At 35.2% G+C, this 13,579-nt stretch carries 13 protein-coding genes; 10 read left to right on the top strand and 3 right to left on the bottom strand.

The window, feature by feature from the left end; all coding sequences use genetic code 11:
* Positions 1 to 46: 46 nt before the first annotated feature.
* The 8 genes from ACTNEP_RS13070 (at position 47) to ACTNEP_RS13035 (ending at position 8,632) form a co-directional block, all read left to right on the top strand.
* The gene (locus tag ACTNEP_RS13070; RefSeq protein WP_441162461.1) at positions 47 to 1,198 is read left to right on the top strand and encodes an exonuclease SbcCD subunit D; all 1,152 of its coding nucleotides are present in this window, start codon (positions 47 to 49) and stop codon (positions 1,196 to 1,198) included.
* 1 nt (position 1,199) lies between these two features.
* Positions 1,200 to 4,304, top strand: coding sequence for an AAA family ATPase (locus tag ACTNEP_RS13065; protein ID WP_441162460.1), 3,105 nt, complete (start codon positions 1,200 to 1,202; stop codon positions 4,302 to 4,304).
* Between the two features lie 310 nt (positions 4,305 to 4,614).
* Positions 4,615 to 5,100 carry a VrrA/YqfQ family protein gene (gene vrrA, locus ACTNEP_RS13060; RefSeq protein WP_441162459.1) on the top strand — a complete coding sequence of 162 codons (486 nt, stop codon included), beginning with the start codon at positions 4,615 to 4,617 and terminating at the stop codon, positions 5,098 to 5,100.
* 81 nt (positions 5,101 to 5,181) lie between these two features.
* The gene (msrB, locus tag ACTNEP_RS13055; protein WP_441162458.1) at positions 5,182 to 6,144 is read left to right on the top strand and encodes a peptide-methionine (R)-S-oxide reductase MsrB; all 963 of its coding nucleotides are present in this window, start codon (positions 5,182 to 5,184) and stop codon (positions 6,142 to 6,144) included.
* Positions 6,145 to 6,192: 48 nt separating this feature from the next.
* Positions 6,193 to 7,230, top strand: a complete 1,038-nt coding sequence (locus ACTNEP_RS13050) for an AbrB family transcriptional regulator (protein ID WP_441162457.1) — start codon at positions 6,193 to 6,195, stop codon at positions 7,228 to 7,230.
* 85 nt (positions 7,231 to 7,315) lie between these two features.
* On the top strand, positions 7,316 to 7,519 hold the full coding sequence (locus tag ACTNEP_RS13045; RefSeq protein ID WP_441162456.1) for a DUF6501 family protein: 204 nt from the start codon (positions 7,316 to 7,318) through the stop codon (positions 7,517 to 7,519).
* A gap of 188 nt (positions 7,520 to 7,707) precedes the next feature.
* Complete coding sequence (locus ACTNEP_RS13040; RefSeq protein ID WP_441162455.1) at positions 7,708 to 8,277, top strand: histidine phosphatase family protein; 570 nt, start codon at positions 7,708 to 7,710, stop codon at positions 8,275 to 8,277.
* Between the two features lie 115 nt (positions 8,278 to 8,392).
* Positions 8,393 to 8,632 (top strand): indolepyruvate ferredoxin oxidoreductase subunit alpha, encoded by a 240-nt coding sequence (locus ACTNEP_RS13035; protein ID WP_441162454.1) that lies wholly within the window; start codon positions 8,393 to 8,395, stop codon positions 8,630 to 8,632.
* Positions 8,633 to 8,678: 46 nt separating this feature from the next.
* Here ACTNEP_RS13035 and ACTNEP_RS13030 read toward each other — a convergent pair whose 3' ends face one another.
* Positions 8,679 to 8,969: an acylphosphatase gene (locus ACTNEP_RS13030; protein ID WP_441162453.1), complete on the bottom strand. Its 291-nt coding sequence runs from the start codon at positions 8,967 to 8,969 to the stop codon at positions 8,679 to 8,681.
* Between the two features lie 55 nt (positions 8,970 to 9,024).
* On the opposite strand from ACTNEP_RS13030, the gene ACTNEP_RS13025 reads away from it, so the two are divergent.
* Positions 9,025 to 9,996, top strand: coding sequence for a P1 family peptidase (locus ACTNEP_RS13025; RefSeq protein ID WP_441162452.1), 972 nt, complete (start codon positions 9,025 to 9,027; stop codon positions 9,994 to 9,996).
* Between the two features lie 265 nt (positions 9,997 to 10,261).
* Positions 10,262 to 11,764 (top strand): FAD-dependent oxidoreductase, encoded by a 1,503-nt coding sequence (locus tag ACTNEP_RS13020; protein WP_441162451.1) that lies wholly within the window; start codon positions 10,262 to 10,264, stop codon positions 11,762 to 11,764.
* Between the two features lie 346 nt (positions 11,765 to 12,110).
* Here the strand turns inward: ACTNEP_RS13020 and ACTNEP_RS13015 are convergent, their stop codons facing one another.
* Together ACTNEP_RS13015 and ACTNEP_RS13010 are read right to left on the bottom strand one after the other, a co-directional pair.
* Positions 12,111 to 12,551 (bottom strand): carboxymuconolactone decarboxylase family protein, encoded by a 441-nt coding sequence (locus tag ACTNEP_RS13015; protein WP_441162450.1) that lies wholly within the window; start codon positions 12,549 to 12,551, stop codon positions 12,111 to 12,113.
* Between the two features lie 85 nt (positions 12,552 to 12,636).
* Positions 12,637 to 13,509, bottom strand: a complete 873-nt coding sequence (locus ACTNEP_RS13010) for an RNA polymerase sigma-70 factor (protein ID WP_441162449.1) — start codon at positions 13,507 to 13,509, stop codon at positions 12,637 to 12,639.
* Between the last annotated feature and the right edge of the window lie 70 nt (positions 13,510 to 13,579).

The raw sequence follows: 13,579 nt of genomic DNA, 5'->3' as shown, positions 1-13,579 counted from the left end.
CGTGTATAATGATGATAAAAAATATGGAAAGGATGGTGGATATTAGATGAAGATTTTACATACAGCAGATTGGCATTTAGGAAAAATCATTCACGGTCTGCATATGACAGAAGATCAACGAATAGTGTTAGAGAATCTTATCGAAATTATTCAAACAGAAAAACCAGATGTTATCATCATTGCTGGTGACCTCTATGATAGAGCGGTTCCGCCACGAGAAGCTGTCGAATTATTAAATGCTTTTTTGACAACTGTATCAGTTGAAATGGAAATCCCGATTGTTGCTATTTCCGGTAATCATGACAGTCCTGACCGACTCGGCTTTGGTGCAAGTTTATTTCGCTCGAAACAATTATACTTGGCAACAACTATAGAAGATATATTTGAACCAATCCATTTTAGCGACGGACACAACGAAGTTTATTTTCATTTGATTCCTTATTTGGAACCGGAACAAGTGAAATATTATTTCCAGGAGGAGACAATCCACACACATCAAGATGCAATGAAGCGAATAGTAAAACAGATAAAAGAGAACTTAGTAGATCACGCACAGCACGTTTTAGTCGGACATGCCTTTATTGCAGGTGGAATGGAATCAGAGTCTGAAGAAAGGCTTACGATGATCGGTGGTACTCCCTACATTGATGCATCTTTATTTAAAGCATTCGATTATGTTGCCTTAGGTCATCTTCATCAACCTCAAAAAATTAAAAATGATTTTATTCGGTACAGTGGATCGATCTTGAAATATTCCTTTTCAGAAGCAAATCATAAAAAATCTGTTACCATCCTTGAATTAAATGAAAAGGATAAACAAGTTCGAACTGTTCCTTTAAGAGCAGCAAGAGACTTACGGGTTGTCGAAGGATATTTTGAGGATTTATTAGAAGGAAAGGGAGTGGAAGCAACGGAAGATTACTTGCAAATCCGCTTGTTAGATGATGGACAAATTATTGATCCTGTAACAAAACTTCGCAAGCTGTTTCCAAATATTTTACGTTTAGAGCGGAAACATCACTTAGTGCATCAATCACTAAAAGAGATACAATCGATCAAGGAAAAACAAGAAATGACTCATGAACAGCTATTTGCTTCTTTTTATAAAGAAATAAAAGGATCGGAACTTCCAGAAGAGCGTGCTAAGTATGTAAAAGATGTCATCCAAAAAGTGATGGTAGAAGAGAGGGGGAAATAATATGCGTGCTTTAAATCTTGAATTAACCGCATTTGGACCCTATCGAAAACAGCAACGAATTGATTTTACTGAATTAGGGGAAGAACCGATATTTTTGATTACCGGGCCAACAGGCGCAGGAAAAACAACCATTTTTGATGCAATTTGTTACAGCCTATACGGCAGAGCAAGCGGTGCCGACCGTGATCAAGATGCATTTCGTAGCCATTTTGCCAATCTTTCTGAAATAACCTCGGTCAGTTTTACGTTTGAATTGCATCAAAAAAAATACCGTATAGTACGCAGTCCTAAACAACAAAAGCCTAAAGCTCGCGGGGAAGGATTTACAGAAGAAGCGGCCAGTGCAAGTCTTTATGTTTTTAATCAAGATCAGCAATGGGAATTAATTGTTTCGAAAATTAAAGAAGTGAATGAAACTATCGAGGAAATGATCGGACTAGATTATGAACAATTTAAAAAGATGATGATGATTCCGCAAGGTGAATTTCGTAAATTAATCTCTGAAAACAGTAAAGAGCGAGAAGAAGTATTACAAAAAATATTCCGCACTTATTTCTATAAAAATATTACCGAGAAATTAAAAGAAGAAGCAAAATCATTAGAAGAGCAATTAAGTAAGCTAGAGTGGCAATACCAGCAGGAAATCGAAAAGCTTCCAGTTGATTCGATTGATCCTGATTCAGATAAAAAGATCATAGAACAGCTAGATGAGCGCTATTTACAACTAGAAGAAGAAAAAATAGCATGGAATAAAGAAGTAGAACAAATTAACAAGCAACTAACCTTATTACAGGAGCAAAACTACCAGCAAAAGAAACTGCTAGAATACTTTAATGAGTATGAACAGTTGCTAGAAAAGAACAAAGAATTGCAACAAAGGCAAAAAGAGATAGATATTTTACATGGAAAGCTTGAGTTGGCAAAAACAGCAGAAAAAATAAAACCATTAGAAGAATTAATGGAAACCCGGAAACTAGAGTGGAAGACTCAACAAGAAGAACTACAACAATTTGCTAATCAACAAAAAGAAAAAGAGAAAATATATGAACAAATTAACGAGAAATATGAGGAAGAGAAGAGTAAGGAAACAGAGCGTGAGTCTTTGCAATTTCAACTGAAAGAGCATCAACAATTACTAAGTAAGATGGATGAATTTGAAGCAGCAGAAAAAGAACTGAATAGTTTGGATAAAGCGATCAAAAAAACGCAGCAACATCAATCCAACTTAACAAACAAAATGAATGAACTGGAGAAAATAAAGGAAGACAGTTATCAAATTAAGGATAAAATCCATGAATCAAAAAGTAGCTTGCAACAGTTAAATCTTGAAATAGAGAAATTACAACGAAAAGCAACAGATATGAAAGATTTGCAGAAGGAATATAATAATCTATTAATATTAAGAAAAGATTATCAACAATATAAAAACGTAGTGAGCAAACTGCAAACAAAAGTGGAAGAACAAGTAAAAAGATGTGATCAGGTAGAGCAAGAAAGAAAAATACATTTTGCAAGTCATCTGGCTGCATCGTTAGAAAATGGCGATCCATGTCCTGTATGTGGTTCCATTCATCATCCAAATCCCGCTAAAACAGAGGATTCAAGCGTTTCAGATGAAGTGATAGAAAAAGAGGCCAAGTATCTTACTTCTCTACAGGAAGATACTAAAGAAATGCAGATGAAGCTCCTTCAAATTAAAGAACAGGGAGAAGCTAAAAAACAAATTGTCACGCATTTAGTCCATTCACTTGAAATAAATAAAGAGCAATTAACACATAAACAATTGCAACAATTAGATAAAACAATCCAAGCAGAATTACAAGAAAAGAAAGAATCAGCAAAACACTATGAGGAAAATGTCCAGACATTACAAATACGCCTCCAAGAAATTCAACAAGCAATAGAAAACTATGACAGGTTAAAACAAGAGTTACTGCAAACACAAGAAAGATATCAAACGTTGAGCAATAACTATCATCAGATACAGGCTAAATATGATCAGATCCTTGCACAGTTTCCTGCGGATACAGAATCTCCTATAGTCTTTAAAGAACAAGTTATGCAGCTGGAGAAAGAACTAAAAAATAAATTGCAACATTGGAAAGACATTCAAGCTGATCACGAAAAAGCAATTGAGGAAAAGAACAAGGCGGCAACGAGATACGAGGAGGCAAAGCAATTTTCTCTTCAGTTACAGCAAAAATACTTGGAACAAGAAGAAAAATTTAAGCAGGCACTAAGTAATTATCAATTTTCCTCCATATCTGAATACAAGCAAGTACTTCTATCGATCAATAAGCAACAAGAAATAGAAGCCGAACTGACACACTATAAAGAACAAAAGAATATAGTGAAAAATCGATTAGAAAGTTTGATGGATTGGATAAAGGAGAAGGAAAAACCAGATCTAACAAAAATGAAAGAACAGATTGACCTGGTGGAAAAAGAGAAAGAAGAGAAAAATAAACAAATCCAATCTATTTCCTTTCAAATAGATCAACTTATCGCAACCATTCAACAAGTAAAGCAATTAGAAGAGAAGATGAAGAAAATAAATGATGATTATTTCCATATCGGAGAATTATCTGACCTTGCCAAAGGTGATAATAGTGCAAGACTATCCTTTGAGCGGTTTGTATTATCGACGTTCTTAGATGAGATATTATTGCAGGCTAATATACGTCTTGGTCAGATGACCGATCATCGATATCAATTAATTCGAAGTAACGAATTAGCAAAACGTGGTGCTCAAAGCGGGCTCGACCTGGAAGTACTTGACCATTATACTGGTAAAAAAAGATCGGTAAAGACACTTTCTGGTGGGGAGGGCTTCAAGGCAGCACTTAGTCTCGCACTAGGAATGGCTGATATTGTTCAAGCTCATGCTGGTGGTGTCCAATTAGACACACTCTTTATTGATGAAGGATTTGGTACACTTGATGAAGTGTCACTAGAGCAAGCGATAAAATGTTTGAAAGACTTGCAACAAGATCATCGTGTAATCGGAGTTATCTCCCATGTTGCACAATTAAAAGAAGAAATAAAAGCAAAACTAGTGGTAGAAGCCTCCCCGACTGGCTCTACTGCAAAGTTCAGAATAGGCTAAAAAAAAGCAAAATGATACAAAAATCAACAATAACAAAAGAAATACTGTCTAAACATGCGCTTACCCAGGAAATATCAACTGGTAATTTCCTAGAACTGTTTATGAATGAATTGAAAAAATGATATATGATATATAAAGTGAAAAGTATACATCGTCTTAAGATACACGCTGTATACTTTTCTTTGCAAATAAGATTTTGTTGACCTCTAACAACGGGTGTTTTCAAGTGAGTACTCTTTTCTCTAGCCTATACCAATCTAGACAAATGAACATATACTATATCAACATGTAATAGGAAAGGAGAATGTATATGTTTCGTCCACCAAACCAACCACCATTTAACATGCCGACACAGGGTTTCTTCCCTCAAGGTCCCATGCCACCACAACCTGCGAATCCATCTGGCCTGCAAGGTTTAATTCAACGATTTTTACCATCTCAGGCTAATAGCATGTCGCAGGCAACGAATGTGGCAACAGGTGGAGGCTCCAATTTAATGACAACATTAAACAATGTGCAGCAAGTTTTAAAAGTCGCTCAACAAGCGACTCCCTTAATTAAAGAATACGGTCCGATGATTAAAAACGCCCCCAAATTAATTAATATGATGAAAGCATTAAATGAGATAAACGATGATGATGAAAGTGAAGAACAAAGTGATGAAGAGGAAGTAGAAGTAGAAATGGAAATGGAAGAGAGCACTACTTCCGAAAATAAGCCGTTATCAAAAAAACAATCAAAGAAAACTTCGACTACAACTCGCACAAGCGAATCTCGACCAAAGTTATATATATAGGTTTCTCTCAAACAGACCACTTGCATTTTTTCCGGAGTAAGAGCACAATAAAAGTAATCATGTATAGTAGGAGGCTTACCCATGACGAAGCAATCAAAAGAGAAAGCAATTTTTGCAGGTGGCTGTTTTTGGTGTATGGTAGAACCATTCGATACACAACCAGGTATTGAACAGGTGATATCAGGATACACAGGTGGAGACAAGCCTAATCCAACCTATGAAGAAGTATGTACCAATACTACTGGTCACCGTGAAGCTGTTGAAATCACATACAATCCAGAAATTTTTCCCTATCAAAAACTATTAAAAATATTTTGGCAGCAAATCGATCCTACTGATCCCGGTGGACAATTCCATGATCGTGGAGAATCGTATAAAACTGCTATTTATTATACCAATGATGAGCAAAGAAAGTTAGCGGAACAATCCAAACAGAAATTAGAAGAAAGCGGTAAGTTTAATAAGCCAATTGTAACCGACATATTACCAGCAAAGCCTTTTTATCCGGCAGAAGAAAAACATCAAGATTACTACAAGAAACAAAGTTTCCATTATAAAATGTATAAAAAAGGATCTGGTAGAGAAGATTTTATCAAAAATCATTGGACTAAGAAATACTCGAAACAAGAATTAAAAGAGCGTTTAACACCCATTCAATATCATGTAACACAGGAGAACGGTACGGAAAGACCGTTTGAAAATGAATATTGGAACAATCACGAAGAAGGAATATACGTAGATATTGTTAGTGGTGAACCACTGTTTTCAACAAGAGACCAATACGATGCAGGATGTGGATGGCCCAGTTTTACAAAGCCTCTAAATAGGAGCTCTATTTCTGAAAAATTGGATACATCTCATGGTATGCGAAGAATTGAAGTGCGAAGCGATCAGGCTGATTCTCATTTGGGCCATGTGTTTGATGATGGTCCGATTGACAAAGGCGGAATGAGATATTGTATTAATTCCGCAGCTTTACGTTTTATTCCAAAACATAAGCTTAAAGAAGAAGGGCTTGAAGAGTATTTAGCACTATTCGAATAACTTCCCGTTTTTTTCGGGAAGTTTTTGCATAAAAAGAGGGCGTGCAGAATGATTAAGAATATTTGTTATCTTCTACTGATGTACATGGTTTCCTTCATATCAACAGGTTTATTTATTTTTTTAAACATTCCACTACCATGGATTTTAGCACCGTTGATAACAGTATTTATTTTAAATGGGATAGTAAAAGAACCACTTACACAAAATAAAACTATTTTGCAAATAAGCTTTTTATTTACAGGAGCACAGATTGGTTCTACTTTTACATCAAATACACTAAGTAAAGTGATACCTTATTTTATTCCATTTTTGATTATTACTTTATTACTGATATATGTTTGTATGAAAAGCGGTGAACTACTGGCTAAATATGCAAAAATAGAACGATCAACAGGTGTGCTAGGTAGTATACCAGGTGGTCTTTCTGTAATGGTAGCCATGAGTGATTCGATGAAAGCAAACACTGGATTAGTAGCTATTTTTCACACCATTCGATTAATAGCAGTATTATTTTTAGTACCATTGTTAGCATCATTCCTATTCATCGGAGAGAATACATATCAGGCATTTACCGATACAGTAATCGACTTAAATGTTTGGACTGTGTTATTATATTTTTTGCTTTTTGGAATTGCTTATCTGCTGCGTTACAAAATCCCGGCACCTTATGTATTGATTCCTATGTTAGTAATCGCAAGTTTAAAACTGCTGTCTGTTCCTGTGAGTGACGTTCCAGTAAGTTTATATCATGCAGCGCAACTATCGATAGGTATTCATTTAGGTTTATCGATAACAGTTTCAGACTTGAAAAAAGCAGGAAGTTTTTCTTGGATTTTCTTTTTATTTACTTGCTTTATTATCATGATAGCAACGATACTTGGTTACTTATTTGCTATACTATCTGATCTTAGTTTCGCTACAGCTATGCTCAGTCTTGCACCTGGTGGATTAGTAGAAATGGCAATTACTGCTGGTGAAGTAGGGGCAGATCCATCTATTGTAGGATCATTGCAATTAATAAGGCTGCTATTTATTATATTGGTATTGCCATTCGTTCTCAAAAGAATGACCGTTTCCAATAAATGAGCCATCATAATATTATGTTAGTTTGGGGAAATTCCTTGTACAAAAGCCAATAAATGTATATGATAGAGAGAAAGGAGGGGCATATATGATTCATCAAAAATGGGAAAGCAACCAAACAAATAAAAAGGTAAAATGTGTCCATACTAATGCAAAAAAATATAAAGTTGATTCTGTTTTAACTGAAGGGAACATCTATGATGTGAAAAATGAAACAGATGAATTTTATTTTATTATCGATAATACTAACCGAATAGCTGGTTTTAAAAAGGATTACTTTGAAATTGTTTAACTATGTTTAGTAATATTTTATATTGGGGAAACATAGTTAATGAGGTTTTTCAGACTGTAAGAATGTATACATTGTTATGGAAAATCGTTTAAGCAAGACTAGAATTTACACCTAACTTGGTGATAAGCAAAGTTTTACTATTAGTTACATGTTAGACCTTCAAAGATTCTCCATAGGAGCTGATAAAAATGAAAAGAATTCTTTTGATCCGACATTGCCATGCCTTAGGTCAACATAGTGATTCTCCTTTATCAAAAGAAGGTATACAAAAAGCGTATGAACTTGCTAGAAAACTTGAAAGACTTAGCTTTCAAATAAATCGTATTATTACAAGTCCTTATTTGCGCGCAAAGGAAAGTATTAAGCCTTTTGCAGCTCGTCAAGGAATCCCCATTGAAATTGATGAGCGATTAAAGGAACGGTTGCTTAGCGAGCATCCGATAGATGATTGGATCGATATATTAGAAGAATCTTTTCAAAATTTCCATTTTAAGTTACCTGGTGGAGAGTCCTCAAATGAAGCTTATAAACGTGCAGAAGAAGTAATAGCCGAGTGTATGGAAGATGAAATAAATGAGAATATTATTATTGTAACACATGGAAACTTACTTGCTCTGATGCTTAAGAAATTCCATGTGGATTTTGGGTTTCATGAATGGAAAACACTCACTAATCCTGACGTCTTCTTAATACAACGTATTGGTGGCGAATATATATCAGAGCGAATCTGGGAAGAAGATCAAACGGATTTTTATTAATATCATTTGAAAACTCTATGAAATAAGCTATAATGGTATTTGGGCTTTTAAAAAAATGAAAGAATATGTATGGTGAGAAATACATAAGGATTAATCGTCAAAGGAGGGGACCGTCTTGGCATTTGTAATTACTTCACCTTGTAAAGAAGAAAAAGCAGGCGAATGCGTAGAAGTTTGCCCTGTAGATTGTATAGAAGAAGGAAAAGATATGTTTTATATCGACCCTGATATTTGTATTGATTGCGGCGCATGTGAAGCTGTTTGTCCAGTAGAAGCAATTTATATGGAAGATGAAGTACCGGATGATGAACATGAATACATTGCACTAAACCGCAAGTTCTTCGAAGAAAACTAAGACAAGTCATTCAAATAAAAACCGCTATGTGTCATAGCGGTTTTTATTACTTAATATCAAACTTCTGGAATGAATGTGTAACTTCTTTTTCGGTAACCTCCATATTTTTCACTTTAGCAAAGAAGGAAGGCCCTTTATTAAGTTGCTTTAAAAACTTTTCCATCATCATATCATGACCCTGTGCTTCTATTTCAACCGAACCATCATCAAGATTTCTTACCCATCCAACAATCTCATTTTCTACCGCTAACTGTTGTGTGAATACTCGAAAACCAACACCTTGTACGCGTCCTGAAACGATCACATTTACTTGTCTCAGTATCCTCACCTCTTTCACTTAGATAATATCATTGAATATATTACATTTCAAAATTAAAGAAAGGAGAATAAAAATGAAAACGCTTAAAATTGATCAGCTAGAAGGTTTTAAAATTGGGCATCATCAAGATGAAACTGCCTTAACTGGTTGTACCGTTATTATTTGTGAAGAAGGTGCAACAACTGGAGTGGATGTAAGAGGGGGTGCTCCCGGAACTAGGGAAACGGATTTATTAGCATCCGAGAACACCATCAATAAAACACATGCTACATTTTTGGCTGGCGGCAGTGCGTATGGCTTGGATGTCGGAAGTGGGGTAATGAAATTCCTGGAACAAAGGGGAGTTGGCATGAATCTGCAAATAGTAAAAGTACCTATTGTACCTGGTGCTATACTTTTTGATTTAGCTATTGGAAGTAGTGAGATTCGTCCGAATCAAACTATGGGGTTTAAAGCTTGTGAAAATGCCTATAAGAATAAGACGGTATTTGGTAATGTTGGAGCTGGGACAGGAGCTACTGTTGGAAAAGTCTTAGGTCCTGAGTTCACTATGAAATCAGGGATCGGTTATTCTGGTTATCAAATTGGCACTCTGCAAATAGCAGCAACTGTTGCTGTGAATGCAGTAGGTGATATCATCGATCCATCTTCAGGTAAGCAGATAGCAGGATTATTCGACAGAAAAAATCATCAACTATTACATACTTCAGACATATTATTATCACAAGCAGGACAAACATTTCAAGATAACGGTTATTATGGTAATACTACGATAGGTTCTATCATGACTAATGCGAAATTGACCAAAGCTCAAGTTAATAAAATTGCTTCGATTGCACAAGATGGAATGGCAAAAACGATCGACCCTGCGCATACATTTATGGATGGGGACACTTTATTCGTAATGGCTACCGGTAAAGTAGAAGTAGATCCTACTATAGTTGGTATGCTCGCTACAAAAGTAGTAACAGAAGCAATTATAAACGCAGTAAAGATAGCTAAGTCTGTTGCCGATTTTCCTGCTTATCAGGATGTATTGTATTAAACAACTGGAGTGGGTTCTATGAAATTATTAATACCTTTTGTCGTGTTAGGTTTTATCTTAATCTATTTTCTTCCACGAAGCCAAAATTACTTTGTAATGAGTACCATACTTATTTTATGGATTATTTATTATGGTTGGGTTTATATCGAAAACAAACGCAACGATAACAGGTGAGAAGACCGATTTTATAATATGTAGATATCGTGATAATTCCTTGCTTTTTTGGAAAAGCTAGAAATAGTTTATAAAAGGAAGGGATTTTGACATGGCACAAACAATTTGGTTAGAATCAAATCTGAAATCTTTTGATGCACTAACAGAAAGCATCGAAACAGATGTAACAATTGTCGGAGGCGGAATTACCGGAATACTATCTGCATATCTTTTGTCAGAACAGGGTATGCGTGTAGTATTATTAGAAAGAGGCAGACTCCTTCATGGAACAACAGGGCATACCACAGCAAAAGTAACCGCACAACATGGTGTATTATATAATGAATTATTGCAACACGTTGGCTTGGAAAACACACAAAAATATTACCAAAGTCAAGCTGAAGCGATACAATTTATCAGACAGATTACCGAACAATATAAAATCTCCTGTCAATTTGACCAGCAAGATGCTATTTTATATACAAATGATGAGCAAAACAAACAGAAATTAGAAGATGAAGCAAACGCCTATCAAAAATTAAAAATCAGTGGAGAATTAAATGACGCCATACCATTCTCGATACCGCACAAGTCTGCATTAATAATGTATGAGCAAGCACAATTTCATCCTACAGACTTTTTAAAAATATTGGTTGAAAAAATAGAAGAAAATGGTGGAACCATATTTGAAGATACTACAGCAGTAGATATTGATTACCAAAATAAAGTAGTAGTAAGAACAGCTCGTAATTATAATGTATTGTCTGATCATGTAATTGTTGCTACTCAGTTTCCATTCTATGAAGGACAAGCATTTTATAGCACCCGTATGTATCCTTCCAGATCATATGTTCTTGGTTTGACCTCCAATCACAATTATCCAGGTGGGATGTACTTAGATATTGATCAACCGAAGCGATCTATTCGTTATGTAAAACATGAAAATGAAACGATATGGTTATTAGGTGGAGAATCACATAAAACCGGGCAATATAATAAAGAAAACACGAATCCTTACCATGACCTGCAAAGCTTTGGTGCTCAGTATCTCGACGTAAAAAATTGGCAATACAAATGGTCAACACAAGATTTCATTACATTAGATAAAATTCCTTATATTGGTTCATTAAATAAACGGCATCCAAATGTATACGTTGCAACTGGCTTTCGTAAATGGGGCATGACTAATAGTGTTGTCGCAGCACATTTGTTGAGCGATCTTATCATGAATCGTGATAATCCGTACAAAGAGTTATACCAACCACAGCGATTCCATGCAGATCCAGATATAAAGAAATTTATAAGCTATAACTCGAATGTAACAAAGGAATTTGTAAAAGGAAAACTCACTGTTAACAATGAACATAAGGACTTAAAACCAGAAACAGCAATAAAAAGGAAACATGATGGCCAAATTGTGGGTATCTATAAAGATAAACAAAGCAGAATCCATGCAGTCGATACTACTTGTACACATTTAGGTTGCGAATGTAATTGGAATCAAACGGAAAAAAGCTGGGATTGTCCATGTCATGGTTCAAGATTTTCGTATGACGGTACAATTATTGAAGGTCCTGCAACTAAACATTTAAAGAAAATTGATCTAAATAATTAAATTCTGTCTCAATATCTTAAGTATACTTGCTATTTGAGATATTGAGACCCTCTCCATTCATTACTTCCTATAATATATATTATGTTAACTAGTAAATTTTTAAGCGTGAAAGTAACTTTCTAACGTGTGTCCTGTAGTAATCTTTATTAGGAACTAATGAATGATAGCCTCTTCTATCTTTTCGGTGTCTATAAAGATATGGTATCAGTTAATATAATTATAATTAGTACATTTTTTTGTTTTTTATTGGTGTTTGACAGTATTCTTTTCACCGTATAACTATAAGATGTAAATAAGTGAGAAAGATTTATATAACCCCTTCTCACTTATTTTTTGTAACTGGTTTCTAGCTTCCAGGAATCAGGTTGGCAGCAATAGCTAATCGGTTCCAGCTATTGATTGTAAGTATGATAGTCACAAGATCGATATATTGTTTTTCGCTAAAATGCTGGCGAACTTTTTCATATAGGGTATCCGAGACACCATTTACTGAAATGTTCGTTACCGCTTCTGTTAATTCAAGAGCTACCCGCTCCTGTTCAGAATAAAAAGGCGCCTCTCTCCAGGCATTCAAAGCATAGATTCTCTGTTCTGTTTCTCCATTGGCCCGGGTATCCTTGGTGTGCATATCCAGGCAATACGCACATCCGTTGATTTGAGATGCTCGTATTTTAATCAATTCGATCAAATTGTTTTCAAACCCTGTTTTCTTCTTGTACTCTTCTAATTGAACCATCAACTTGAGTACTTCTTGATTTGTTTGCATGTAGTTGACACGTTGTTTCATGACGAAAAACCTCCATTTTGAATTTTTGTACTTCACTAATAAGACAAAATAGAAGGTGTACTTGTGACATGATACAGAGATTATTTTATTTTGGAACAGAAATATGTTTTAATTTATCTGGATTTGAAATAATAAAGATGTTTGTGATTTTTCTTTGCTGTGCCTCAAACTCAAAGGAGATAACCCTAATTAAACGACCATCTTTTATCTGCATAATTCCTGATTGATCATTGACCACCGTCAGTAGAAGTTCTCCTGCAAAGGCGTTTTTACCAGTTATACCCTCAAGAAATGCAAATACACGCTGCTTGCTTACAATCGGTTTTAAGGCTGAAAGTACCTTTCCACCACCATCAGTAACAAGTACAACATCATCTGTTAAAGCATCCATAAATTCCTCAAAATCTCCAGTTGTTGCCGCTTTGATAAATGTTTTTGCCAAAAGGTTAACTTCTTCCGTATTTTTCTGATATACAGGAATATCCTTTTTTAATTTCTGCTTGGCACGACTACATACTTTTCTGCAATTGACATCGGTCTTTCCCAGTATTTCAGCAATACCTCTGTAGTCATAATCAAATGCTTCCCGAAGAACAAATACCGCTCTTTCAAGTGGTGAAAGTTGTTCAAGTAAAACGAGAAAGGCATAAGAGACATTTTCATCTGTTACCACTTTATCTACTAGCCCTTGGTTATTTTGGTGTACCTGAGGTTCAGGCAACCAAGGTCCTGTATACATTTCTCTTCTTTTTTGAGCAGCATTTAAACGGTTAAGACAACGATTTGTTACCGCTTTAGCAAGATATGCTTTTATATCCTTCACCACAATCGATTCGGGATTAAGTTGTAAAAATAAATCATGAACAATATCTTCTGCGTCGCTTACTGATCCAAGCATTCGGTATGCAACTGAAAAGAGAAAGGGTTGATATTTTTCATATAAGACTTCCAATTTCATCATATGATTCTCCTATTTTCATGACCTTCTTTTGATAAGCTCATTATTCCCTTTAAACCTCAACCCAAGA

Origin of the sequence: Gracilibacillus sp. HCP3S3_G5_2 (assembly GCF_052063305.1) — a bacterium.
Taxonomy (GTDB): domain Bacteria; phylum Bacillota; class Bacilli; order Bacillales; family Amphibacillaceae; genus Gracilibacillus.
The sequence above is the reverse complement of the archived record's forward strand: the minus strand, read 5'-3'. Positions and strand labels throughout refer to the sequence as shown.